Below are 23,918 nucleotides of genomic sequence, written 5' to 3'. Positions count from 1 at the left end.
TGATCGTTACCTGACGCAGCTTAGATGTAAGCGGGCACTAAGCAATGCTTGTGCTCGACGTGATATTCAAATTCTTCGCGGAATTGCTTGATGAACGCGCGCATCGGCATCGCCGCGGCATCGCCCAGCGCGCAAATGGTGCGGCCCTGGATGTTGTCGCAGATCGAGTTCAGCACGTCCAGGTCCGAAGGACGTCCCTGGCCGTTTTCGATGCGGTGGATCATGCGGTACATCCAGCCCGTGCCTTCGCGGCATGGGGTGCACTGGCCGCACGATTCTTCAAAGTAGAAGTAAGCCAGGCGCTCCATGGCCTTGACCATGCAACGCGTTTCATCCATGACGATGACGGCGCCCGAACCGAGCATCGAGCCCGCCTTGGCGATCGAGTCGTAGTCCAGGTCGGTGTTCATCATCACTTCGCCGCGGATCACCGGAGCGGACGAGCCGCCAGGGATCACAGCCTTGATCTTTTTGCCGCCGCGCATGCCGCCTGCCAGTTCCAGCAGCTTGGCGAACGGGGTGCCCAGTGGCACCTCGTAGTTGCCCGGCAGTTCAACGTCGCCCGAGATCGAGAAGATCTTCGAGCCGCCGTTGTTCGGACGTCCCATGCCCAGGTACTTTTCAGGACCCATGTTCAGGATGAACGGAACAGCCGCGAACGTCTCGGTGTTGTTGATGGTGGTCGGCTTGCCGTACAGGCCGAACGACGCGGGGAAAGGCGGCTTGAAGCGTGGCTGGCCTTTCTTGCCCTCCAGCGATTCCAGCAGCGCGGTTTCCTCGCCGCAGATGTAGGCGCCATAGCCATGGTGCGCGTGCAGCTGGAAGCTGAACTCGCTGCCCATGATCTTGTCGCCCAGGAAGCCGGCGGCGCGCGCCTCTTCCAGCGCATCTTCAAACTGGGTGTAGACCTCGAAGATCTCGCCGTGGATGTAGTTGTAGCCCACGGTGATGCCCATGGCGTAGGCGCCGATGGCCATGCCCTCGATCAGCGCATGCGGGTTGTAGCGCATGATGTCGCGGTCCTTGAAAGTGCCCGGCTCGCCCTCATCTGAGTTGCATACCAGGTACTTCTGGCCCGGGAACTGGCGTGGCATGAAGCTCCACTTCAGGCCGGTCGGGAAACCCGCGCCGCCACGGCCGCGCAGCGACGACGCTTTCAGGTCGGCGATGATTTGTTCCGGGGTGATTTTCTCTTCGAGGATCTTGCGCAGGGCGCTGTAGCCGCCGCGCTTGACGTAATCTTCCAGGTGCCAGTTCTTGCCGTCGAGGCCGGCCAGAATGACCGGGTCGATGTGACGATTGTGGAGTGACGTCATTTCTTCAGTTCCTCCACCAGGGTATCGATTTTGTCGTTGGACATGAAGCTGCACATGCGCTGGTCGTTCACCAGCATCACCGGCGCGTCGCCGCAGGCGCCCATGCACTCGCCTTCCACCAGCGTGAAAGCGCCGTCGTCCGTGGTGTCACGGAAGTCGATGCCCAGCTTTTCTTTCAGGTGGTTGGCCGCGCGCACGCCGCCCGACAAGGCGCATGGCAGGTTGGTGCACACGGAAATCTTGTGCTTGCCGACCGGCTTCAGGTTGTACATATTGTAGAAGGTGGCGACTTCCTGCACGGCGATGGCCGGCATGCGGATGTAGTCGGCCACTTCGGCCATCACGTCCGGCGAGATCCAACCCAGTTCAACCTGGGCGTGGGCCAGCGCGGCCATCACGGCCGACTGGCGCTGATCGGCCGGGTACTTGGCCAACTCGCGGTCGATTTTTTTGTAGCACTGCTCTGATAACAACATAACTTTTCTGCCTCTCGGACTTAGCGGTCAATACTGCCGAACACGATATCTTGCGTACCGATGATGGTCACGGCGTCGGCAATCATGTGGCCGCGCGCCATTTCATCCAGCGATTGCAAGTGCGCGTAATCGGGAGCGCGCAGCTTCATGCGGTACGGCTTGTTGGCGCCATCGGAAATCAGATAGATGCCGAACTCGCCCTTCGGATGCTCCACCGCGCTGTACGCTTCGCCCGGCGGCACGTGGAAGCCCTCGGTGAACAGCTTGAAGTGGTGAATCAGCGATTCCATATTGGTCTTCATGTCGACGCGGCCCGGAGGCGCCACCTTGCGGTTGTCGGTCATGACCGGACCCGGATTGTTGCGCAGCCATTCGACGCACTGCTTGATGATCTTGTTCGACTGGCGCAGCTCTTCCACGCGCACCAGGTAGCGGTCGTAGCAGTCGCCGTTGGTGCCGATCGGCACGTCGAAGTCCATCAGGTCGTACACTTCGTACGGCTGGTGCTTGCGCAGGTCCCACTGGATGCCCGAGCCGCGCAGCATGGCGCCGGTGAAGCCCATGGCCAGCGCATCTTCCGGCGCCACCACGCCGATGCCGACGGTACGCTGTTTCCAGATACGGTTGTCGGTCAGCAGCGTCTCGTATTCGTCGACGTAGGTCGGGAAACGGTTGGTGAACGCTTCGATGAAGTCCAGCAGCGAGCCCTGGCGATGTTCGTTCAGGCCGGCCACGGCCTTGGCCGAGCGGATGATCGACGGCTTGTGCTGCGGCATCGCGTCCGGCAGGTCGCGGTAGACGCCGCCCGGACGGTAGTAGGCCGCGTGCATGCGCGCGCCCGACACCGCCTCGTAGCAGTCGAACAGGTCTTCGCGGTCGCGGAAGCAGTACAGGAACGGGCCCATGGCGCCGACGTCGAGCGCGTGCGCGCCCAGCCACATCAGGTGGTTCAGGATGCGGGTGATCTCGTCGAACATGACGCGGATGTATTGCGCGCGCAGCGGCACTTCCAGGCCCAGCAGCTTCTCGATCGCCATCACGTAGGCGTGCTCGTTGCACATCATCGACACGTAGTCGAGGCGGTCCATATACGGCACCGACTGCAGGTAGGTCTTCTGCTCGGCCAGCTTCTCGGTGCCGCGGTGCAGCAGGCCGATGTGCGGGTCGGCGCGCTGGATCACTTCGCCGTCCAGCTCCAGCACCAGGCGCAGCACGCCGTGCGCGGCCGGGTGTTGCGGGCCAAAGTTCAGGGTGTAGTTCTTAATTTCAGCCATTGTTTACTTCCCGTAGTTTTCTTCGCGGATCACGCGCGGCACGTTTTCACGCGGCTCGATGGTGACCGGCTGGTAGATCACGCGCTTCTGCTCGGGGTCGTAGCGCATTTCGACATAGCCCGATACCGGGAAGTCCTTGCGGAACGGATGGCCGATGAAACCGTAGTCGGTCAGGATGCGGCGCAGGTCGTTGTGGCCTTCGAACAGGATGCCGAACATGTCGAACGCTTCGCGCTCGTACCAGTTGACGGCGCGCCACAGCGGCACCAGCGACGGCAGCAGCGGCATGTCGTCGTCGGCGCAGAACGCGCGCACGCGCACACGCCAGTTGTTCTTCACGGACAGCAAATGGACGACCACTGCGAAACGCAGGCCGTCCCAGGTGCCTTCACCGTAGTTCAGGTAGTCGACGCCGGCCAGGTCGATCAGCTGATCGAAGCCCAGCGACTTGTCGTCGCGCAGCGTTTGCATCACGCCGTAGTAGTCGGCGGCTTTCACGACCAGCGTGATCTCGCCCAACGCCACGGTCGTAGTAACGCGATCGCCCAGGGCGGTGCCGAGGGCGGTTTGCAGTTGTTCCAGATGTGTAGTCATATTCTTGAAGCGGCCCCGTTAGCGTGCGATCGTATTGGTGCGCTTGATCTTGTTTTGCAGCTGCATGATGCCGTACAGCAGAGCCTCAGCCGTCGGCGGGCAGCCCGGCACATAGACGTCCACCGGTACGATGCGGTCGCAACCGCGCACCACGGAGTAGGAGTAGTGATAGTAGCCGCCGCCGTTGGCGCAGGAGCCCATCGAGATGACCCAGCGCGGTTCCGGCATCTGGTCGTAGACCTTGCGCAGCGCGGGGGCCATCTTGTTGCACAGCGTGCCGGCCACGATCATCACGTCGGACTGACGCGGCGACGGACGGAACACCACGCCGAAGCGGTCCATGTCGTAACGGGCTGCGCCCACGTGCATCATTTCGACCGCGCAGCAGGCCAGACCGAACGTCATCGGGAACATCGAACCCGTGCGCGCCCAGTTGATCAGCTTGTCGGCCGAGGTGGTGATGAAACCTTCGTTTAATACGCCTTCAATAGCCATGGCTTATTCCCAATCAAGGGCACCTTTCTTCCAGATATACCAAAAACCGACGACGAATTCAGCGATGAAGCTCATCATCACCAGGAACCCGTTCCAGCCCAGTTCGCGCATGGAGACGCCCCACGGGAAGAAGAATGCCGTTTCCAGATCGAACAAAATAAAGAGGATTGCGACGAGGTAGTAACGCACGTCGAATTTCATGCGCGCGTCTTCGAACGCTTCGAAGCCGCATTCATACGGGGACAGTTTTGCTGCGTCAGGCTTGTTGGGCCCGAGAATGTGGCCCAGGACTTGGGGAGCGATGCCTACGCCGAGACCGACGAGGATGAACAACAGGACGGGGAGATAATTTTCGAGGTTCACGATTGATGAGCTTATATTGAACGGTCGGTTAAAAGGACACACTGCGGTGTTATGCGGTGCTCTTAACGTTCGCCCCAATCGTAAAACTACTTAGACCAGGATCGAACGACACATCCTCGTAAAAAAGCCAGCTCAGGTACTTTGTAGGTACTCCCTTGCTGGCCTCTGATTTCTGGTGCCGACGACGAGACTCGAACTCGTACAGCTTGCGCCACTACCCCCTCAAGATAGCGTGTCTACCAATTTCACCACGTCGGCGTAAGGCCGCTATTCTACTTCGTTTTCACGCGGTTGTTAATCCGTATTGCGCCAAAACAAGAAGAAAAACGATAAATCTTTACTTCCTTCTACTCTGAATTGTTTTTCTAGCTTGCAGCGCTAATGTACTGCCAAAACAATGAGCAAACAACTTAAAAAATTGCTAATGAACCTGCTTTACTTCGCAACTTTTCACAACTTAGTTCATTATTATATTACTTTGGGATCGAAGCTGCAGAGCCTGCCGCAGTCGGCGCTGGCGCCGAGGCTGCCGGGGCCGCTGGCGCCGCCGCCGGAGCGGTAGGAATCGCTGCCGCGCCGGTGGCTGGCGCCGGGGCTGGGGCCGCCGGCAGCGCCTTGTCCATCACGCCGCCGCTGACGGCGCCGCTGCCGTGCTGGGTCGAGATGTACGACAGGGCCAGCGTGGCGCTGAAGAAAATCGCGGCGGCAACGCCGGTCGATTTCGACATGAAGTTCGACGAACCGGTCGCGCCGAACAGGCTGCCCGAGGCGCCCGAACCGAAGGCCGCGCCCATGTCGGCGCCTTTGCCATGCTGCAGCAATACCAGGCCGATAATGGCGATTGCGGAAATGACCTGCACTACGATAACCAGATTGAACAAGGAGTTCATGTTATTCCATTCAAAAATAAAAGTTTTGTATCGTTTTGTTTCTAAAACTTAGACGGCCTGGATAATCCCGAGGAAATCAGTCGCCTTTAATGCGGCGCCACCGATCAAGCCGCCGTCGATATCCGGCTGGGCCATCAATTCTCTTGCATTGTCCGGCTTCATGCTGCCGCCGTACAAAATCTGCACACCGGCAGCGGCCGGCGCATTCTTCTGCGCCAGGCGCGCGCGCAGGAAGCTGTGGGCGTCCTGGGCAATTTGCGGCGTCGCCGTCTTGCCGGTGCCGATCGCCCACACAGGTTCGTAAGCCACCACCAGTTTGGCCACGTCGTCGGCGGAAATCACATCCAGCACCGCCTGCAGCTGGCCGCAGATGATGGTTTCGGTCTCCCCTGCCTCGCGCTGCGCCAGCGTTTCGCCGCAGCAGACCACCGGCGTCAGGCCGGCGGCCAATGCCGCGACGGTCTTTTGCGCCACCAGTTCGCTGCTTTCCTTGTGATAGGCGCGGCGCTCGGAGTGGCCGCACAGCACGTAGCGGGAATCGAAGTCGACCAGCATGCCGGCCGACACTTCGCCCGTGTAGGCGCCGCTGGCGTGGGCCGACACATCCTGCCCGCCCCAGGCGACCGGGGTGCCTTGCAGCTCGGCCTGGCATTGAGCCAGGTAAGGCGCCGGCACGCAGACGGCGCAGTCGGCTCCGAAGTCGTTCAATCCGGCGACGATCCCGGACAACAACGCCGTATTGCCGGCGCGGTTGCCGTTCATTTTCCAATTGCCGATGACGAGTTTGCGACGCATAGTAGCCTAAAATTCAATAACCCGCTATTTTAACGCGAGGCTGTAACCCCGGTCAAACCAGCGGACGGCCGCACCGCCCTGAAAATGGCAAAAATACTACGGTTCTGCCCGGATCTTGACCTAAATCACCTGCAACATGATCTTGCCGACGTGGTTGCTGCTCTCCATCAGCGCATGCGCGGCGGCGGCCTGCTCCAGGGGAAACACCTCGTAAATCACCGGCTTGAGCTTTTGCGCGGCCATCATCGGCCACACCTTGTCCAGCAGCTTCTTGGCGACCGCGCCCTTGAAGGCGGCCGAACGGGGGCGCAGCGTGGAACCGGTGATGGTCAGCCGGCGGCGCAACACCTGGCCCAGGTCCACCGTGGCCTTGCCGCCGCCCAGCGTGGCGATCAGCGCGATGCGGCCGTCGTCGGCCAGGCAGCTGATTTCGCGGGGAATATAGTCGCCGCCCACCATGTCGAGGATGACGTCGACGCCCCGGTCGTTGGTCAGCGATTTGACGATGAGGCCAAAATCCTCGGTCTTGTAGTTGATGCCGCGCTCGGCGCCCAGCGCCATGCAGGCGGCCACCTTGTCGTCGCTGCCGGCGGTGGCGAACACGCGGTGGCCCATGGCCGTGGCCAGCTGTATCGCGGTCACGCCGATGCCCGAGCTGCCGCCCTGCACCAGCAGCGTTTCGCCGGCGCTCAGGTGGGCGCGGTCGAACACATTGCTCCAGACGGTGAAATAGTTTTCCGGGATCGTGGCCGCCTCGAGCATGCTCCAGCCCTTGGGCACCGGCAGCACCTGCTCGACCGGCGCCACGCAGTATTCGGCATAGCCGCCGCCCTGCACCAGCGCGCAGACCTTGTCGCCGATATCGAAGGTGGTGTAGTCGAGGTCGCCGTCGACGATCTCGCCGGCCACCTCCAGGCCCGGCAGGTCGGAGGCGCCCGGCGGCGGCGCATAGTTGCCCATGCGCTGGAACACGTCCGGACGGTTGACGCCGGCCGCATGCACCTTGATCAGCACCTCGCCCGCCTTGACGACGGGCATGGGGCGCTCGCACAGTTTCAGAACATCGGCCGGGCCGGGATGGGTGATTTCAATCGCGCGCATGGTCTCGCCTTTCAGGGAAAATGCGATTTTACCCCGCACGGCGATCCGCTGCGGGGCGCTTACGCTTGGGTGTTCCGGCGCCGCCGCGCCGCCCCGCCCGCCAGCGCCAGCCCTCCCAGCAGCATGGCGTAGCTGGCCGGTTCCGGCACCGCCGCCGCAGTGAAGTTCAGCCGCAGGTCATTGCCGGCCAGCGAGAGCGACCAGGCGCCATCGTTCAACGCATTGCTGAATCCGCTGGCGTCGAGCAGGAAGCGATCGCTCGCATAACCACTGATGCCGCCGGTGGTGCTGATCAAGGTATAGCTGTAACTATGCCTGCCATCGAAGTTATAGACGTCGCCGGCACTGTTGTCGGCCATCAGCGAACGCAGGCTGATCGTCACCGGCGACGCGCCCGCCGCGATGCCAAGCACGCCATTCACCTGCAAGGTGTCGTAGGCAACGCCGGCGGCGCCGGTGGCGCTGTTAAGTTCCCACAGATACGTGCTGCCGGCCGCAAAGGTGGTGTCGCCGGCCGTCAGCTTGCCCGGAGAATTACCCGGCGCCAGCGTGCCGGACAGGTTCAGCGCGCCGATGCCGCCATTGCCGCTCAGCGTAGCCCCCGCAGCCACATTGAAGGCACTGCCGACCGCACTGCCGTTGATCCTGACCTCGCCGGCATTGACATTGGTGGCGCCGCCGTAGCTGTTCACGCCGGACAATGTCAGTACGCCGGCGCCGTTCTTGGTCAGGCCGCCGCTGCCGGAGATCACGCCCGCATACGCATTGGCGCCGCTGTTATTGACGGTCAGCCGCGCCGCGCCGAGCGCGACAGTGCCACTGCCCGACAAGCCCTGCACCGTTTGCGCGAAGCCGTTCATGGCAAAGCCGGCGCCCGCGGCCACCGACAGCGTGGTGCTGGACGACAGCGCATTGGCGCGGCCCAGCGCCAGCGTGCCGCCGTTGATGGTGGTCGCGCCGCTGTAGGTGTTGACGGCATTGAGCGTCAGCGTGCCGGCGCCGGACTTGGTCAGCGAACCGCCGCTGCTGCTCAGCGCCGTGCCGACGGCGACATCGCGGCCGTTGGTGTCGAGCTTGTATGCCTGGCCCGCAGCCGTGCTGAAGCGGCTGGAATAATCGGTGGCGTTGCCGGCGCTGTATTGCAAGGTGCCGCCGCTGAACTTGATGGTGCCGCTGCTGCCCAGCGCCGCCGCGCTGCCCAGGCCCAGCGTGCCGCCGGCCAGCGTGGTGCCGCCGGTATAGGTGTTGGCGCCGGAAAGAACCTGCGTGCCGTTGCCGGCCTTGGTCAGGCTCAGGTTGCCCTGGATCGCGCCGCTGAAGTTTTGCGAGCCGCTGTCGAAGTCCAGCGTCAGGCCGCCGGCCGCCGTCAGCGAATTCTTGATCAGGCCGGCGCCGGCGCCGACCGAGCTGACGCCGCCCAGCGCCGTGCTCAGGCCGCGCAAGTCCAGCGTGCCGCCGGTGGCGCCCGCCGTGTTGTCGAACACCAGCATGCTGTTGCGGGTGGTGGCGTTGAGCGTGTAGATTTGCAGCTGGGCGTTTTTCTTCAGGAGGATACTGGCGCCATCCACCGAATTGGCGTACTGCGCGCCCAGAATGGAGCTGTCGGTAAAGGTCAGCCGGCCGCTGCGCAGCGCGCCATTGCCGTTGCCGTCTTCCTGCGCCACCAGGATCAGCGTGCCGCCGAAAGTGATGGCGGTGTCGGCCGCAGCGGTCGATAGCGTGCCGACGGTCAGCGAATTGGCGCCCGTGGTCAGCGCCGAGGTGAAGGTGTAGCCGTTGCTGTTGACGCTCATCTTGCGCACATTGCGCAGCGCATCCAGCGTGACCGTGCCGCCGCTGCCGCCGAACACCGCCTCGGCCAGATTGCTGGCGCCGCCAGGCGCGCTGCCGCCACGCCAGTTGGCCGCCGCCGACCAGGTGCCGCTACCGGTGGCGGCGTTCCAGGTAAACACGGGCACCGTCGCGGTCGGCGTGCTCGAATCGAGCTTGAACTGGAAGGTGCCACTGCCGCTGGTCAGGGTCTGCGAGACGCCGCTGACGGTTTGTGAAGCGCCAGGCAAGATATTGTAGTTGTGCCCATCGATCCCGTAGCCGGCAGAGGCAATGCTCTGCGAGTCGTTCGCGCTGCCTCTCAGCCATTTGATCGCGCCATCGGGATATTTAAATACGGTGTAAGTTTGCGTGCCGTCCGATACCAGCACCATTTGGTAGGTGTTTTTCACCGTGCCAAGGGAATAGGCCCCGACCTGATCCCAGGTCACAACCTGGGCAAAGGTCGGCGTGAAGTTGACGACACCGGGAATGCCAGCCTTGACGTCCTGCGAGAGCGACTTCAGGAAGGCGCCGTCGGTGGATATGCGATACCACACATTCCCGCTCGCGCGAGTATCCGCATCCGCCCAGAACGGCGCGATTATGTCTATCCCGGGGAAGCTTGCCGGGAAACGCTGCGGCGTGTAGGCGTACACAGCATCGCCAAATGACATCAAGCCGTTGGTGTTGACATACAGTCCGCCATAGGTTTTGCTGAACAACGGAAGTTGCACGCTGGCGCCGCCGACGCCCGCCCTGGTCAGATCGACATATTGCGAAGCGTCGTCCCCCTTCGCAAGCGAGGCGTCGCCGACGGCGGTGCCAAAGGCATACAGTGTGGCGCCGCCATGCGCCGGACCGGCGAAAACCAGCGCCAGCAACACACACAAACGGCTCAACGGGGGAATGCGGGTCGATGGCGAGGTCATGATGGGAGTCTTCACAGGAGTAAAGGACCATTATCAACCTTGCTATACAAATTAGCAATTAACCTTTCCGTAGATTTGTAACAACCTTGTACCCCGGACAAATCCCGCTTACCCGCCGCCGGTGCGCGACTGGCGCGGCAGCGGCGTGTTCGGCTTCCACGCGGCCGACAGCGCCTGCCCTTCCTCGATCTGCTCCGGCGTCATGCTCTTGACCACGGCCGAGCGCTGCTCGGCCGCGTTCATCGAGCCGTTGGCGGCGGCCAGGTTCCACAGCATGTAGGCAATCACGTTGTCCTGCGGCATGCCCGCCATGTGATAGCGGTACATCAGCCCCAGCACCTGCTGCGCATCCGGATGGCCCTGCTCGGCGGCCTTGCGGAACCACGTCACCGCCTGCTTGTGATCCTGGATCACGGCATTGCCGGTGTAATACATGGCGCCGACCACATACTGCGCGTCGGCCTTGCCCTGCAGCGCGGCCTTGCGGTGCCATTCCAGCGCCTGCTTGTAGTCCTGCGCGACGCCGCGTCCCATGTAATACATCAAGCCCAGCAAATGCTGGGCATCGGCATTGCCGGCTCGGGCAAGTGGCGCTATCTCTTTCAAAGCCACCGCATAGTTCTTGTTGTTGTAGGCGGTGGCGCCTTCGGCGAATCCGGCTGTCGCGGCCTGTTGCAGGCCCAGTGCGATAGCGATCGCTAGTATGAATTTTTTCATATCCCGTTATTTATACATAGGTGTGTATTGGTTTTACTTCCAACTTACCTTGCCCAGGCCGTCAACGCTGACGTTGCGGTTCAGGGGCTTGCCATAGACAGTGACCGATCCCAGGCCGCTCAAGTTCAATGTCGCATTGGTCTTGGCGTTGACGGTGGCGTTGCCCAGCCCGCTCAGCTCGACGTTGACCGAGTCCGCCTGGAACTGCTGGGCATTGAGCCCGCCCAGGCCTCCCAGCGTCGCGTGCAGCATCTTGCTGCGCCCGCCGAGGGTGATGTAGCCGGCGCCGCGCAGGTCCAGGTCGACATTCTCGTTCTCGCTGACCCACAGGTGCATGCTGCCGACCCCGCCCAGGTTGGCCTTCAGGCTCTTGTAGTCACAGACCACCTTCATCGTACCGGCGCCGTCCATCGTCAATTCCAGTTCGTCCCCGCTGAAGCCGCTGATCTCGGTCGTGCCCACACCCTCGGACACCACTTCCCGCAACATCGGCAGCACCAGCTCGGCGCGGGCGCTGGAGCGGCCGATCTTGATGCCGCGGCCTTCGGTCTCCAGGTGCAGCGTGTCGCCGGTGGCCGACGCGGTCACCTTGTCCATGTAGCGCTTTTCCGCAATGATCGTCAGCGACGGCGTCGTGCCTTGTCGCAGCTTCAGGTCGATTACGCCGTCGAGCTTGACTCGCACCACGCGGGCATCGATGGCGATGACCCGTGTCTCATTGCCCTCGTCGGCAGCCTCGGCGCGGCCAAACAGCGCACAGAAAGCGGCAAACAGCAGGCCAAATTGGAAAAGCTTGTTCATTGTCTGGGTTCCTCTGATGTTGTTCTCAGTCCTAATGTAGCAGCGGACTAAGCTTTCTAGCAATCTTTGCGGTGCTACCAATAGTCGATCAAGACTGGCGCTTGCCCTTGATTACCACAACTTGCATCGGAGCCTGGACGGCGGCAGCCTGGATGGTCGGCTGCAGGGCCACGGTCGCCTGGGCGGCCGCGCCGGCATAGGCGGAAGCGCCCAGCAGGACGGCGGCGGTGACGAAGATGGCTTCCATGTTTTTTGCGATGTTCATTTTGCTCTCCTTGAATGCGTTTCGGTATGTGATCACTATATCGATCACCTCCCTGACGATCATGCGGATTGCGACGAACTGCACAATTTGGCGACTGGGCGACAAAAAACCGGGAATGGAGGCGCTGCGCGAGATGTCTTGCTCAGGCCGGCAGGCGGATGGTGGCGTTCAATCCGCCCTCGGGATGGTTTTCCAGCACCAGCTGGCCGCCGTGGGCCTCGATCACGCTGCGGGCGATGCCCAGGCCCAGGCCCATGCCGCCGTCGTTCTGCTCGCGGCCGTGCTCCAGCCGGACATAGGGGTCGAACAGGCTGGCGAAGGCGTCTTCCGGCACGCCGGGGCCGTGGTCGCGCACGGCGATGGTGACGGCGCCAGGCTCGCTGCCGACGCTGATCTCGGCGCGGTCGCCATAGAACAGCGCGTTGTCCAGCAGGTTGCCGATGGCGCGCTTCAGCGCCAGCGGCTTGGCGCGCACCGTCACCCCGCTGTCCTGGTAGCCCACCTCGTGCCCGGCCAGGCGCGCGCTGCGCACCAGCCGGCCCAGCAGCGCATCGAGCTTGACCTCGGCCGGGTTCTCGTGGATGTCGCTGTCCTTCACGCATTGCAGCGCGCCCTTGACCATCATGTCCAGCTCGTCCAGGTCTTCCTCGAACTCGTTGCGCAGCGCCTCGTCGTCGAGCAGCTCGGAGCGCAGCTTGAGGCGCGTGATCGGCGTGCGCAGGTCGTGCGAGATCGAGATGAACAGCCGCTCGCGGTCCTCGATATAGCGCTGTATGCGTTCACGCATCGCGCTGAAGGCGCGCGCGGTGTTGATGAATTCGCGGCTGCCCGTCTCCGGCAGCGGCGGCGCGCGGTCGTCCTGGCCCTGGCCGAAAGCGGCGGCGGCGTCGGACAAGGCGGCCAGCGGGCGCGTGATCCAGCGCACCACCAGCAGGCAAAGCAGCAGCACCGCCGCCAGCGACAGCCCTTGCAGCGCCAGCCGGTCCCACGCCAGCGGATCGTTGCTGCTCAAGAAGTAAGGATTGGGCATCAGCGCCGCCATGTACAGCCAGTTGCCCGGCTCGATCTCGGTCTGGATCACCAGTATCGGCGCCGGATCCGGCTGCAGCAGCAGGATGTGCTGGACCCAGGAGTCCGGCAGGTCGCTCAGGTGGATGTCGTTTTCGGACACCACCAGCTGGTCCGGCCAGGCGAAGGCCAGGTGGATGGCGGGCGAATGCGGCAGGTCGCTTTTCAGCGTGGCGCCGACGCTGGCGATGACGCTGCGCGCCAGCGGATGCGGGGCGATCTCCTTGACCGGCACGTAGGCCTGGTTCAGGTTGACGAAGAAGCGCGTGCCGCCCATTTCGCGCAGCTGCTGGATCAGCAGCAGGCGGTAATTCGGCGGCAGGCTGCGGAAGAAGCGGATCGCGCCGGACGCGCTGTGCGCCACGTACAGCGACGCCGACTGCGCCTCCACCTGCGCCTTGGCGCGCAGCTGGCCGGCCCAGATGGCGCTGGCCGCAAGCTGCGTCACCAGCAGCCCCGCCACCATCACCAGCGACAAACGCCCCAGCAGCGACTGCGGCCAGATCCTGCTCAATCGCGCCAGCAGCCGCCTAGGCATGGGACGTACTGACGTCGGCCGAGAACACATATCCCGCGCCGCGCACCGTCTTGATCAGGGCCGGCTGCTTGCCGTCGTCGTTGAGGCGCACGCGCAGACGGCTGATCTGCACGTCCAGCGAACGGTCCAGCGGGCCCGCGTCGCGGCCGCGCGTTTCCTCGCACAGCACGCTGCGGTCCAGGATCACGCCCGGATGCTCGACAAAATACTTCAGCAGCTGGAAGTCCAGGCCGGTCAGCGCGACCACGTTGCCGTCGCTGTCCAGCACCTTGCGCTCCATCAGGTCCAGCGTGAAGCCGACAAAGCGGTAGTAGCGCGTGGACGGCGTTTCCAGCGCGGTGCGGCGCAGGATGGCCTTGATGCGGGCCAGCAGTTCGCGCGGGCTGTATGGCTTGGCGATGTAGTCGTCGGCGCCCAGTTCCAAGCCGACGATGCGGTCGGTCTCGTCCGAGCTGGCCGTCAGCATGATGATCGGCACGTTGGAGCGCTGGCGCACCTGCTTGCACAGCGCGAAGCCGTCGGTATCGGGCAGCATCACGTCGAGTATCACCAGCGACAGCTGCTCGGCGTGCGAGTGCAGCTCGGCCAGGAAGCTTTCGCCGTTGTGCGACAAGATCACCTCGTACTGGTTTTTCTCCAGGTAGGTCTTGAGCAGCACCCGGGTCTTTTGGTCATCGTCTACGATCAGTATCTTGCGCACCGGGTGCTCCTTGGCTTCTGAGGTTAAACAGTCGGAACAACGCGCCAAGGCGGCGCTGCGCCTCGGCCGGCGTGGCCCTGTCGTCTAGAAAGTAACGGTGAATCTCGGCGATGATGGCATCGCGGCTCGCCTCGTCGGTGGCCATGCGGTGCACCAGGCTGGGCGCCTGCACCGCCGCGCCCTGCCCGAAGGTAGTCCACGAGGCGCGCGCGCAGCTGTCCATCTTCGACGGGTCGGCGTCGCGCCGCACCGGCACCGCGCCCTTCTGCGCGTTGAATTCCGCCTGCACCGGCTGCGACACCAGCAGCCGCGCCATCTTCTCCTGCGCGGGCATATGGCGGTAGTCGCCGGCGAACATGGTCAGCGTGTCGACGCTGTAGAGGTGGTACTTGCCGGTGCCGGGCGCCGTGCCGCAGGAATAATCGTCGTCCAGCGACATGCCGCGCTCCGCCAGTTCGGGCTTGGCCCAGTCGCCCATGATCATCATGCCGGCTTCGCGGCGCGAGAACTGGCGCACCACTTCCGGCCACGGACGCTCGTCCAGCTGCCCGCCTATCCATCCCTTGACGATGCGCAGCCGCTCCAGCGCCTCGGCGGTGCGGCGGTCGGCGGCGGCGGCGGGACTGCGGCGCACAAACAGCTCGCGGTAGAACTCGGGACCGCTTTCGGCCAGCACCAGGTTCTCGAACAGCGCCGCGACCTGCCACGCTTCGCTGCTTTGCGCCAGCGGCTGGATGCCGGCCGCCTTGAGTTTGAGCGCGACGTTCTGGAAGTCCGCCCAGGTTTGCGGCGGCGTCAATTTGAGCTGAGCGAACAGCGCGCGGTTGTAGTACAGCGTGTTGACGCGGTGGATGCCGAGCGGCGCCGCCACCGTGTGCTTGCGGTGCTGGATCAGCGTTTGTATGGTCGGGAACAGGATGCTGCTCCAGTTGCCGGCGCTGGCCACGTTGTCGATCTCCAGCAGCAGGCCAAGTTCGGCCCATTCGGCGACGGAGACGCCGATGATCTGCGTGACTTCCGGCGCGTCGCCGGCCAGCACGCGGCTTTTCAGCACCTTGCCGGCGCCCAGCCCGGCTCCGCCGGGTATGGCGGCGTCCTTCCATTCGAGGCCCTCGTCGGCCATGCGCGTCGCCAGCACGTTGGCGGCCTTGCGTTCGCTGGTGGAGGTCCACCAGTGCAGTACCTGCAGCGTGGTGAGGGGCGCTTGCGGCGCGGCTGCGCCTTGCTGGGGGGATGGCGCCTGGGACACGGGCGAGGTCGTGGCCGACAATGCGCCGCAATTGAAGGCGCAAGCCGCCGCCAGCAGGCCGAAGGACCAGGCGCGTGCCGTTGGCGAGCGGCGGGCTGTCGAACGAAAGGGTAACCAATCCAACAGCGGCCAGGCTACTTTTTCTATCGACGCAATCACTCAATATCCCGGAGAAAACAGTGACATGATTATAACGGAGAAGGCCGCATCCGTCACCGCGACACTCAAGGGTTCTCGATCCGTGCCCCGCCTCCGCAGGGGCAGACTTCGCACGAAGTCCGCCCCTCGTGGCGCATCAGAACTTGGCTTTCACCCCAACACTGTAGCGGGCACCGTTTTCATACACGCCGACCGGCAAGCCATCCGTGGTATTGGTGCGGATGACTTCATTCCCGATATTCACGGCGGTGAAGTAGACGCTGACCTTCGGCGTCACGTCCCAGCTGGCCGACGCATCCCACTGGCCGTAGGCGCTGGTCACGTCCTGGCCGCCCTCATCCAGCGCACCGTAGGACTTGGAGCGGTAGTTGTACGACAGTCGCACACTGTAGCCGTTCTTCTCGAAGAAGCCGGTCAGGTTGGCCTGGTTGCGCGAATTGCCGATCACGTTCAGCTTCTGGCCATTGGCGTTGGCGCCGGTCTTCGCATCGGTGTAAGTGTAGTTGACGATGGCGCCGAAGCCGCTGCTGAACGCCTGCTGCCACTGCAGTTCCAGGCCGTTGACGGTCTCGCCGTTGTTGGCGTTGTACGGACGGGTGACCGGACGCATCACGCCCGCCACGTTCTCCAGCTGCGTTTGCGTGTAGATGAAGGTATCGAGCTTCTTCGCAAACACGGTGGCCGACAACAGCGACGCATCGGCGTAGTACCACTCGGCGCCGAGTTCGGCCTGGTTGGCGTGGTAAGGCTTCAGCAGCGGATTGCCCGCCGTGGCGGCATTGGTGGTGCCGCTGACTTCCGTACTGGCGCTCAAATCGCTGTAGGTGTTGCGGGCCATCACCCGCGCCACGGCGCCGCGCACCAGCAGATCCTTGTTGACGGAGTAGACCGCGTTCAGGTTGGGCAGCACGTCGGTATAGCTGCGCGAAACGCTGCCCAGCACGTAGTTGCCGTTGCCGCTCAGGTCCTGGTAGGCTTCCGAGGTCTGGTCGGTCTTGACGATGCGGGCACCGAAGTCGCCGCGCCACGGACCGGTGGCGAAGTCCGCGCGGGCATAGGTCGCGTAGATCTTCTCCTTGATCTTGTAGTACTCGCCCTTCGCTTCCGCGTAGACCATGCCCTTGTCGTACATCGGGAAGCCCTTCGAGTAGGCCAGGCCGTCGTTCACCCATGCGTACTGGGTCAGCGAGCCCGCCGTTGCGGCCTCCTGGCTCAGCAGCGGCGAAGGACCGGTCGACAGCTCGGCCAGCGAGAACGACTGCCAACCCGGATTGCCCGGGCCGTCGGTGCCGATGATGCGGCGGTTCTGCACCGTGGTGTCGCGCACCTTGGCGCCGACCTTGACCGCCTTGAAGAAGTTGTTGTTGATGTCGATGGTCAGGTCGCCCTGGGCGTAGTTCTCCTTGGTCTCCATGCGGCGGATCCAGTCGCGCGAACTTTGCAGCGTCAGCGCCTTCGGATCGAGCGGATTGATGTCCAGGTACTTGACCTCGTAGGTGTCCGGCGCGATGTTGAAAGTGGTGCGGGTGTTCCCGACGAACCAGAAGTTGCGGTCATGGTCGCTGCCGCCCGAGCCCTTGGTGGTGCCGGCCTGGCCGTGGAACTTCCAGGTGTCCGCATCGTAGGTGCCTTCCAGGTCCAGCACTTCCGACTTGATGTAGGACTGGCGGAAGATAGGCTCGAACGACACGCCGCCCGTCGGGCCCACGGTGCCGCCGACCAGCGCCTTGGTGCCGTCCGAGGTGGTGATGAACTTCGGATTGGTCACCTGGATATTGCCCTTCGCATCCGCCAGGCCGCCCGCTTCCCACAGGTAGTTCTGGTTGCTGTTGTCCATGCTCATATCGGAGTTCATGTAGTTCAGCGAGATGTCGGTATTGGCGTTCGGGCGCGCCTGCAAGGTCAGGTTGCCGGTGGTGCGCTCGCGGTCCTGGCGGAAGATCGCCGAGCCGCCGCCCCAGGATGCATAGGCACCCGGCGTCACCGCGCCGTTCTGGTCGACGATGTTGTACTTGGTCGCGTCGGTGAAGTTCTCCAGGCCGTCGCGGCGCATCGTGCGTTTCTGCTTGCTGACGGCGAGCAGCGCGCCGAAGGTTTTCTGGTCGTTGGTCCAGCTCAGCAGGCCGGAGAACTGCGGGTCCGTCTTCTTCGGCAGTTCGCTGTAGGTCTCTTCCACCGATCCCTGTATCACCAGCGGCTTCAGTTGGAACGGCTTGCGGGTCTTGACGTTGACCAGGCCGCCGATGCTGCCCTCGTCCAGGTCCGCCGACGGGCTCTTGTAGACGTCGATGCTGCCGACCAGTTCCGAAGCCAGGATGTCGTAGTTGAAGCCGCGGCTTTGCGAGTCGTTCTTCCACCAGTAGCCGGAGGCCACGGCCTGGCCGTTCAGCTGCGTCAGGTTCAGGTTCTTGTCGGTGCCGCGCACGAAGATGTCGCGGCCCTCGCCCCAGGTGCGGTCCACCGAAATGCCCGGCACGCGCTGCAGCGAATCGGCCACGTTCTTGTCCGGGAACTTGCCGACTTCCTCGGCGGTGACGGTGTCGATGACGTTGCCGGCATCGCGCTTCTCCGCCAGGTTGCGCTTGAGGCGCTCGCGGATGCCGCGCACTTCAACGGTTGCGGTGTCTCCAGCCGGTACAGCTTCGCTGGTCTGTGCGTCGGCCGTCGCCGGATCCGCCGCATACAGGTGCGGAGCAATCGCTCCACCCAGCGCCAGCGCGATCAGGTTAGGTAGTATTTTTTTCTTAAGTACCGGCTTGTTCATTCAATTCCCCCTGTTTTAAAAAGTAAAGAACCGCGTGTTGTCCAACTCGTGTCAAACGCTGCGCATCATGCCGCGCGCGGCCGACACCATATTTCCGGGGCGCAGGCGCCGCAGCGCCTGGCCCTTTTCATCAAACACGTGGAAAGCCGTGCTGTCGGCCGAGAAGACGATGGACTGTCCGATCCCGACATGACGTTCGCCGTCCCCGCGTATTACGACGTCTTCGCCACCCTTGCGGCTGACGTAGATGTAATTGGCTTCGCCCAGGTGTTCGACCACACTGACCTCGCCGTGAAAAACTTCCGAACCATCGCGCGATTCGCTGATGTGCTCCGCCCGCAGACCCAGCGTGACCTTGCTGCCGACTCGCAGCGCGCTGCCGTCCACCGCCGCGCGCACGGACTCGCCGCCCTGCAGCAGCACCTTCACGCCGTTGGCATGGGCTTCGGCGACAGTGCCTGCCATCAGATTCATTTTTGGCGAGCCGATAAACCCCGCCACGAACAGGTTGCGCGGCTGTTGATACAAATCCAGCGGCGTTCCGGACTGCTGGATTTTCCCTTCGTGCATGACGACGATCTTGTCGCCCAGCGTCATCGCCTCGACCTGGTCGTGCGTGACGTAGACGATGGTGGCGTCCAGCTGACGATGCAGCTTGGCGATCTCCAGGCGGGTCTGCACGCGCAGCGCCGCGTCCAGGTTGGACAAGGGCTCGTCGAACAGGAACAGGCGCGGCTCCCGCACGATGGCGCGGCCGATCGCCACGCGCTGCCGCTGGCCGCCGGACAGCTCGCGCGGCAGGCGCTCCAGCAGATGTTCGATCTTCAGCGTGGCGGCGGCATGGTTGATGCGCGCCCTGATCGCCACCTTGTCCTTGCCCGCCACCTTCAGGCCGAACGCCATGTTCTGGTACACCGTCATGTGCGGATACAGCGCATAGCTCTGGAACACCATGGCGATGCCGCGCTCCGCCGGCGGCAGGTGGTTGACCACGTCGCCGCCGATTTCCATCGTGCCGCCGGTGATGCTCTCCAGGCCGCACAGCATGCGCAGCAGCGTGGACTTGCCGCAGCCGGACGGTCCGACCAGGACTACGAATTCGCCATGCGCGATATCCAGGTCGATGCCGTCCAGGACGTCGGTCTTGCCATCGTAGGACTTGCGCAGTTGCTTCAGGCTGACACTTGCCATTACTTTTCCTCTTTCTCTATTTGACCGCGCCGGCGGTCAGACCACGAATCAGTTGACGCGAGAAGACCGCATACAGGATCAGCATCGGTATCACCGCCAGCGACAGCGCCGCCAGCACGGAATTCCAGTCGGTGACGTACTGGCCGATGAACTGCTGCACACCCAGCGTGACGGTCTTGGTGCGTTCGGAAGGCGCCAGGATCAGCGGGAACCACAGGTCGTTCCATGCCGGGATCATGGTGAACACGGCCACCGTCGCAATCGCCGGGCGGATCAGCGGCAGGATCACCTGGAAGAAGATGCGCACTTCGCCGACGCCGTCGCAGCGGGCCGCGTCCTTCAGTTCCGCCGGCACCTGGCGCATGAATTCGGACAGGATCATCACCGCCAGCGGCAGGCCCTGCGCCGTGTACACCAGGATCAGCGCGGACAGCGTGTTGACCAGGTCCAGCCGCACCATCATTTCCAGGATCGACACGGTGCCGAGGCGGATCGGGATCATGATGCCGAGCGCGAGGAACAGCGTCAGCACGCGGTTGCCCATGAAGCTGTACTCGGACAGCGCCCACGCCGCCATCGCGCCGAACAGCACGATGCACAGCAGCGCCACCAGCGTCACGGTCAGGCTGTTGCCGAAGTAGAGCAGGAAGTTGGTGCTGGCCAGGACCTTCTGGAAACCGACAAAGGTCAGCGATTCCATCGTCGGCAGCGCCAGCGGATCGTCGAAGATGGCGGCGCGGCTCTTGACCGAGTTAATCAGGATCAGCGCGATCGGGAACAGGGCCAGCACCGCATAGGCGATCAGCGTGGCGTGCACCATCAGGCGGCCCAAGTCGAAGCGCTGCGGCAGCGTGGCGGGAGGATACAGGGCGATAGCGGTCATGGCGCGGTCCTCACAGTGCGAAGCGGGTCAGCCTGCGCTGAACACCGACAAAATAAACGCCCACGCCGGCCAGGATCACCAGGAACATCAGCGTGGCGACGGCGGAGCCCAGATACGCGTTGCCTACCTGCGCCTGGTAGCCGAAGAAGGTGCGGTAGAACAGCGTGCCCAGGATGTCGGTCGAATAGTTAGGGCCGGCCAGCGCGCCCTTGATCGAATAAATCAGGTCAAACGCGTTGAAGTTGGCGACGAAGGTCAGGATGGTGACCAGGCCCAGCGTCGGATAGATCAGCGGCAGCTTGATCTGCCAGAAGATGCGCAGCGCGCCGGCGCCCTCCACGTGCGCCGCCTCGACGATTTCTTCCGGCACCGCCAGCAGCGCGGCGTAGATCAGCATCATCGGCATGCCGATGTACTGCCACACGGAGATCATCGACAGCGTGGTCAGCGCGGTTTCCTCCTGCCCCATCCAGGGTGCGAAGAAATCGGCCAGGCCGGCAAAACCCATCAATTTCTCGCCCACGCCCCACAGCGGCGACAGAATCAACTGCCAGATAAAGCCGATGATCACCACCGACAGCAGCGTCGGCAGGAAGATCAGCGTGCGGTAGGTACGGGCGCCGCGCAAGCCCTTGAGGCTGAACAGGGTCGCCAGCAGCAGCCCGATGGGGTTCTGCAGCAGCATGTGGATGCAGAAGAATTTGGCGTTGTTGGCCATCGCATTCCAGAAGCCGGCCGACCAGTCGGGATCGAGCAATATCGTGCGGAAGTTCTCCAGGCCGACAAAGACGGCCTTGCCGCCGTCGTCGGCGCTGAAGAATCCCTGCCCCAGCGTCTGCAGCAGCGGCAGCGCGCTGAACAGCGAGTAGACCAGCACCGCTGGCGCCAGGAACAGCATCAACTGCCAGGGCCGCACCGTATTCACTACATGTTTCAAGACTGCCTCCAGATTCGGGCTAAAAAAAGGGCCGGCACCGCGCCCGGCGCCGGCCAAAAAGAATCACACAATCAAGGGGAGGGATTAGTGTGATGCTACTTTTGCGGTGGCTTGTACCACTTCGCAAAACCGTTCTGCAGCTTGGCCGCCGCATCCTTCGGGGCCAGCTTGCCGTTCAATACCTGGGCATTGACATTCCAAAGTTCGCTCTCCATGCTCGGACGGCCGCGGTTGAGCACCTGTGCGTTGAAACGTATCGTCGAGGCGCAACTGCCGCGCCATTCCGCCATCTGCTTGGCCACCGGATCGCGCACCGAGATCAAGTGATTCGACAGCGAAAAGAATCCGGTCACACGGTTGGTGTAAATGTCCGCGAACTCCTGCGAGCCGACCCAGGCCAGGAACTTGTAGGCGTCGTCCTTGTTCTTCGATTTCTTGTTGATGCCGATGCCGATGTCCATATGGTCGGAGATGAAGCAGGGGTCACCCGCCTTGCGCACCGGCGGCGGGAACGCGCCCAGTTCCAGGCCCGGCGTCTGGCTGAAGTAGGAGATGTCCCAGGAGCCGGTCGGATAGATGGCGGCGCGGCCCAGCGCGAACTGGTTCTGGCTGTCGCCGTAGGTCTGGGCGCTGGCGCCCTTGGTCAAATAGGTGCCCATCCTCTGCTCGAACTGTAGTGCTTCGACGAACGGCGCGTCGGTCAGCTTGGCCTTGCCGGCGATGAGCGCCTTGCGCCCTTCCTCGCCGCGCCAGAAGTTCGGGCCAATATTGGTATAAACCATTTGGCTCGATTCCCATTGATCTGCGGTGCCCAGCGCCAGAGGCGTGATGCCGCCCTGCTTCAGCGCATCGAGCACGCCGAAGAATTCATCGACCGTTTTCGGCGGCTGCAAATTGAGCTTCTTGAAGATCTTCTTGTTGTACAAAAAACCGTGGATCACGGAGGCGACCGGCATGCAGAAGGTCTCCTTCGCGTCGTCGGTCTGCCAGGCGACAGTGGCCGTCGGCGCGAAGTTCTGCATGCCCGGCTTGCCGTCCAGTCTTTCGAGGTGGCCTTTCTTGTACAGCGAGAGCGAGACGTCGAATGGGCGGCAGGCGATCAAGTCCCCGGCCGTGCCGCCGGCCAGCCGCGCGGCCAGGCTCGAGTCGTATTCGGTGGGCGCGGTCGGTGCGAACTTGACCTCGATGCCGGGATGGTTTTTCTCGAATGCCGGCAGCAGCACCTTTTCCCACAGCGTCTTGTCGTCGACCCGCCAGCTTTCGATCACCAGCGTACCGGCCTGCGCAGCTTGGGCGGAAAACATGGCGATCAACAGGGCGTGGCGAACAATCCGGCTTACTTGCATGTGTAGTCCTTATGGCTATATTTACAACGATGAAATGATTCTAGCACCGGGTTTTCTGTGACAGACAAGCAAGTTACCCAATAGAAACTATCATCCAAGCCATTGATTTTATTTAGATAAGTTTTTACCTCCATCGTGAGATGTTACATTTCCTAACCCCGTTCGGGCTGCGCCGGGGCACGCGGCCGCGCGCGGCGAAGACACTCTGCAACGCTTCGCAAGAAATGCTTACAAAACTTAACAAAAAGGTCCGGCCGTTGTTGTTGGCAGACACGGAAGCTCAGCATGCAGGGCATGTGCCGCTACTAAACCACAGTACGGACCAGCTCCAGCCACGCGCGTGCGGCGAAGGAAAGATGTCCGCCGCGCCGCCAGGCCAGCATCAGGTTCCAGTCCAATGCCGGTTGCTCCAGCGTGGCCACGGAAAACTGCCCCTTGGGCAGGGTGTCGCAAAAGATCTTCGGCAGCAGTGCGATACCCACGCCCAGCCTCACCAGCGAAGCGACGAAATCCCATTGGCCGCTGCGGCTGCTGATACGCGGCGTGAAGCCTTCGCGCAGGCAGGCATCGGTGACGATCTCGTTCAGCGCGAACGATTCCCCATAGAAGATGAAGGAGCTCTCCGCCAGTTCGCGCAGCGCCACGCTGCGGCGGCCGCGCCATGCAGAATCCTTGGGCGCCAGCAGGCATAGGGGCGAACGCACCAGCGGGAAGGAATCGAATTCCTGCCAGATGCCGGCATTGGCCGGGTGATCGAGCATGGTGCCCATTTCCAGCGTGCCGTTGCGCAGGTCGGTCTCGATCGATTGCGATCCGCCTTCAAACAGTTTGAGTTCGATCTGCGGATGGCGGCGGTGGTAGGCCGCCAGCAGCGGCGCCAGCGGAGCATGCGCCTGCTGGGTGACGCCGATGCGCAAGTCGCCGCGCCGCAGCTGCTGCAAATCCGCCAGCTCCACGCCCATATCCTCGTGCATCGCCAGCAAGGCGCGCCCGCGCTGCAGCACCACGTTGCCGGCGTCGGTCAGCGTGAAGCGCTTGCCGACGCGGTCCAGCAGCACCAGGTCGAGCGACTGTTCCAGCTGCTGGATCATCTTGCTGACGGTGGGCTGCGTGACATGCAGGCTCCCGGCGGCGCGGCTGAAGCTCTGCTGCTCGACAACGGCGACGAAATAACGCAAGGCGCGGATATCCATGATCTATTCCAAATTCGAATGATTTTCATAATTTTAATTCATTTTATCTTTTATCCACCGCA

22 protein-coding genes and 1 tRNA gene are annotated in these 23,918 nt (G+C 63.0%); all 23 read right to left on the bottom strand.

Annotated features, from left to right (window positions below; genetic code table 11):
- Positions 1–20 precede the first annotated feature (20 nt).
- A complete protein-coding gene (gene nuoF, locus ACCD07_RS03030) occupies positions 21–1,316 on the bottom strand; it encodes an NADH-quinone oxidoreductase subunit NuoF (protein WP_176651809.1) in 1,296 nt (431 codons plus the stop codon).
- Complete coding sequence (gene nuoE / locus ACCD07_RS03025) at positions 1,313–1,792, bottom strand: NADH-quinone oxidoreductase subunit NuoE (protein ID WP_413446463.1); 480 nt, start codon at positions 1,790–1,792, stop codon at positions 1,313–1,315. The genes nuoF and nuoE overlap by 4 nt, the downstream gene beginning before the upstream one ends.
- Positions 1,793–1,812: 20 nt before the next feature.
- On the bottom strand, positions 1,813–3,066 hold the full coding sequence (locus ACCD07_RS03020; RefSeq protein ID WP_176651811.1) for an NADH-quinone oxidoreductase subunit D: 1,254 nt from the start codon (positions 3,064–3,066) through the stop codon (positions 1,813–1,815).
- Between the two features lie 3 nt (positions 3,067–3,069).
- Positions 3,070–3,660: an NADH-quinone oxidoreductase subunit C gene (locus ACCD07_RS03015; protein ID WP_176651812.1), complete on the bottom strand. Its 591-nt coding sequence runs from the start codon at positions 3,658–3,660 to the stop codon at positions 3,070–3,072.
- An 18-nt stretch (positions 3,661–3,678) separates the two neighbouring features.
- The gene (locus ACCD07_RS03010) at positions 3,679–4,155 is read right to left on the bottom strand and encodes a NuoB/complex I 20 kDa subunit family protein (RefSeq protein ID WP_008450353.1); all 477 of its coding nucleotides are present in this window, start codon (positions 4,153–4,155) and stop codon (positions 3,679–3,681) included.
- 3 nt (positions 4,156–4,158) lie between these two features.
- Positions 4,159–4,518: an NADH-quinone oxidoreductase subunit A gene (locus ACCD07_RS03005; RefSeq protein WP_116988038.1), complete on the bottom strand. Its 360-nt coding sequence runs from the start codon at positions 4,516–4,518 to the stop codon at positions 4,159–4,161.
- 173 nt (positions 4,519–4,691) lie between these two features.
- Positions 4,692–4,776: transfer RNA gene (locus tag ACCD07_RS03000), tRNA-Leu, on the bottom strand.
- A 215-nt stretch (positions 4,777–4,991) separates the two neighbouring features.
- Positions 4,992–5,408: a preprotein translocase subunit SecG gene (secG, locus tag ACCD07_RS02995; protein WP_176651813.1), complete on the bottom strand. Its 417-nt coding sequence runs from the start codon at positions 5,406–5,408 to the stop codon at positions 4,992–4,994.
- 48 nt (positions 5,409–5,456) lie between these two features.
- Positions 5,457–6,203: a triose-phosphate isomerase gene (gene tpiA, locus ACCD07_RS02990; protein WP_413446462.1), complete on the bottom strand. Its 747-nt coding sequence runs from the start codon at positions 6,201–6,203 to the stop codon at positions 5,457–5,459.
- Between the two features lie 120 nt (positions 6,204–6,323).
- The gene (locus ACCD07_RS02985) at positions 6,324–7,304 is read right to left on the bottom strand and encodes an NAD(P)H-quinone oxidoreductase (protein ID WP_176651815.1); all 981 of its coding nucleotides are present in this window, start codon (positions 7,302–7,304) and stop codon (positions 6,324–6,326) included.
- A gap of 59 nt (positions 7,305–7,363) precedes the next feature.
- Positions 7,364–10,045, bottom strand: coding sequence for a nidogen-like domain-containing protein (locus ACCD07_RS02980; RefSeq protein ID WP_413446461.1), 2,682 nt, complete (start codon positions 10,043–10,045; stop codon positions 7,364–7,366).
- A gap of 108 nt (positions 10,046–10,153) precedes the next feature.
- Positions 10,154–10,762 (bottom strand): tetratricopeptide repeat protein, encoded by a 609-nt coding sequence (locus ACCD07_RS02975; protein ID WP_176651817.1) that lies wholly within the window; start codon positions 10,760–10,762, stop codon positions 10,154–10,156.
- A 33-nt stretch (positions 10,763–10,795) separates the two neighbouring features.
- Complete coding sequence (locus tag ACCD07_RS02970) at positions 10,796–11,563, bottom strand: GIN domain-containing protein (protein WP_176651818.1); 768 nt, start codon at positions 11,561–11,563, stop codon at positions 10,796–10,798.
- 88 nt (positions 11,564–11,651) lie between these two features.
- Positions 11,652–11,828: a hypothetical protein gene (locus ACCD07_RS02965; protein WP_176651819.1), complete on the bottom strand. Its 177-nt coding sequence runs from the start codon at positions 11,826–11,828 to the stop codon at positions 11,652–11,654.
- 142 nt (positions 11,829–11,970) lie between these two features.
- Positions 11,971–13,434: an ATP-binding protein gene (locus tag ACCD07_RS02960; RefSeq protein WP_176651820.1), complete on the bottom strand. Its 1,464-nt coding sequence runs from the start codon at positions 13,432–13,434 to the stop codon at positions 11,971–11,973.
- Positions 13,427–14,134, bottom strand: a complete 708-nt coding sequence (locus ACCD07_RS02955) for a response regulator (protein ID WP_176651821.1) — start codon at positions 14,132–14,134, stop codon at positions 13,427–13,429. The genes ACCD07_RS02960 and ACCD07_RS02955 overlap by 8 nt, the downstream gene beginning before the upstream one ends.
- Complete coding sequence (locus ACCD07_RS02950; protein ID WP_413446460.1) at positions 14,106–15,506, bottom strand: ABC transporter substrate-binding protein; 1,401 nt, start codon at positions 15,504–15,506, stop codon at positions 14,106–14,108. Before ACCD07_RS02950 ends, ACCD07_RS02955 begins: the two co-directional genes overlap by 29 nt.
- A 172-nt stretch (positions 15,507–15,678) precedes the next feature.
- On the bottom strand, positions 15,679–18,306 hold the full coding sequence (locus ACCD07_RS02945) for a TonB-dependent receptor (RefSeq protein WP_353402912.1): 2,628 nt from the start codon (positions 18,304–18,306) through the stop codon (positions 15,679–15,681).
- A gap of 51 nt (positions 18,307–18,357) precedes the next feature.
- On the bottom strand, positions 18,358–19,497 hold the full coding sequence (locus tag ACCD07_RS02940) for an ABC transporter ATP-binding protein (RefSeq protein WP_413446459.1): 1,140 nt from the start codon (positions 19,495–19,497) through the stop codon (positions 18,358–18,360).
- A gap of 16 nt (positions 19,498–19,513) precedes the next feature.
- Complete coding sequence (locus ACCD07_RS02935; protein WP_353402910.1) at positions 19,514–20,380, bottom strand: carbohydrate ABC transporter permease; 867 nt, start codon at positions 20,378–20,380, stop codon at positions 19,514–19,516.
- A gap of 10 nt (positions 20,381–20,390) precedes the next feature.
- A complete protein-coding gene (locus tag ACCD07_RS02930) occupies positions 20,391–21,305 on the bottom strand; it encodes a carbohydrate ABC transporter permease (protein WP_353402976.1) in 915 nt (304 codons plus the stop codon).
- 107 nt (positions 21,306–21,412) lie between these two features.
- Entirely contained in the window at positions 21,413–22,663 is a 1,251-nt protein-coding gene (locus ACCD07_RS02925) for an ABC transporter substrate-binding protein (protein WP_413446458.1), read from the bottom strand.
- Positions 22,664–22,968: 305 nt separating this feature from the next.
- On the bottom strand, positions 22,969–23,856 hold the full coding sequence (locus ACCD07_RS02920) for a LysR substrate-binding domain-containing protein (RefSeq protein ID WP_413446457.1): 888 nt from the start codon (positions 23,854–23,856) through the stop codon (positions 22,969–22,971).
- Positions 23,857–23,918: the final 62 nt, after the last annotated feature.

The organism is Duganella sp. Dugasp56 (assembly GCF_047304105.1).
Lineage (GTDB): Bacteria > Pseudomonadota > Gammaproteobacteria > Burkholderiales > Burkholderiaceae_D > Rugamonas > Rugamonas hordei.
Note: the sequence above shows the minus strand (reverse complement) of the source record. Positions and strands in the feature narration are given on the sequence as shown.

What these genes read in the sequence shown, in the direction of transcription:
- ACCD07_RS02965 (WP_176651819.1), bottom strand. Translation starts at nt 11,828, where the DNA reads ATGAACATCGCAAAAAACATGGAAGCCATCTTCGTCACCGCCGCCGTC.
- secG (WP_176651813.1), bottom strand. Translation starts at nt 5,408, where the DNA reads ATGAACTCCTTGTTCAATCTGGTTATCGTAGTGCAGGTCATTTCCGCA.
- ACCD07_RS03010 (WP_008450353.1), bottom strand. Translation starts at nt 4,155, where the DNA reads ATGGCTATTGAAGGCGTATTAAACGAAGGTTTCATCACCACCTCGGCC.
- nuoE (WP_413446463.1), bottom strand. Translation starts at nt 1,792, where the DNA reads ATGTTGTTATCAGAGCAGTGCTACAAAAAAATCGACCGCGAGTTGGCC.
- ACCD07_RS03015 (WP_176651812.1), bottom strand. Translation starts at nt 3,660, where the DNA reads ATGACTACACATCTGGAACAACTGCAAACCGCCCTCGGCACCGCCCTG.
- ACCD07_RS02935 (WP_353402910.1), bottom strand. Translation starts at nt 20,380, where the DNA reads ATGACCGCTATCGCCCTGTATCCTCCCGCCACGCTGCCGCAGCGCTTC.
- ACCD07_RS02940 (WP_413446459.1), bottom strand. Translation starts at nt 19,497, where the DNA reads ATGGCAAGTGTCAGCCTGAAGCAACTGCGCAAGTCCTACGATGGCAAG.
- nuoF (WP_176651809.1), bottom strand. Translation starts at nt 1,316, where the DNA reads ATGACGTCACTCCACAATCGTCACATCGACCCGGTCATTCTGGCCGGC.
- ACCD07_RS02980 (WP_413446461.1), bottom strand. Translation starts at nt 10,045, where the DNA reads ATGACCTCGCCATCGACCCGCATTCCCCCGTTGAGCCGTTTGTGTGTG.
- ACCD07_RS03020 (WP_176651811.1), bottom strand. Translation starts at nt 3,066, where the DNA reads ATGGCTGAAATTAAGAACTACACCCTGAACTTTGGCCCGCAACACCCG.
- ACCD07_RS02960 (WP_176651820.1), bottom strand. Translation starts at nt 13,434, where the DNA reads ATGCCTAGGCGGCTGCTGGCGCGATTGAGCAGGATCTGGCCGCAGTCG.
- ACCD07_RS02985 (WP_176651815.1), bottom strand. Translation starts at nt 7,304, where the DNA reads ATGCGCGCGATTGAAATCACCCATCCCGGCCCGGCCGATGTTCTGAAA.
- ACCD07_RS02970 (WP_176651818.1), bottom strand. Translation starts at nt 11,563, where the DNA reads ATGAACAAGCTTTTCCAATTTGGCCTGCTGTTTGCCGCTTTCTGTGCG.
- ACCD07_RS02925 (WP_413446458.1), bottom strand. Translation starts at nt 22,663, where the DNA reads ATGCAAGTAAGCCGGATTGTTCGCCACGCCCTGTTGATCGCCATGTTT.
- ACCD07_RS02920 (WP_413446457.1), bottom strand. Translation starts at nt 23,856, where the DNA reads ATGGATATCCGCGCCTTGCGTTATTTCGTCGCCGTTGTCGAGCAGCAG.
- ACCD07_RS02945 (WP_353402912.1), bottom strand. Translation starts at nt 18,306, where the DNA reads ATGAACAAGCCGGTACTTAAGAAAAAAATACTACCTAACCTGATCGCG.
- ACCD07_RS02975 (WP_176651817.1), bottom strand. Translation starts at nt 10,762, where the DNA reads ATGAAAAAATTCATACTAGCGATCGCTATCGCACTGGGCCTGCAACAG.
- tpiA (WP_413446462.1), bottom strand. Translation starts at nt 6,203, where the DNA reads ATGCGTCGCAAACTCGTCATCGGCAATTGGAAAATGAACGGCAACCGC.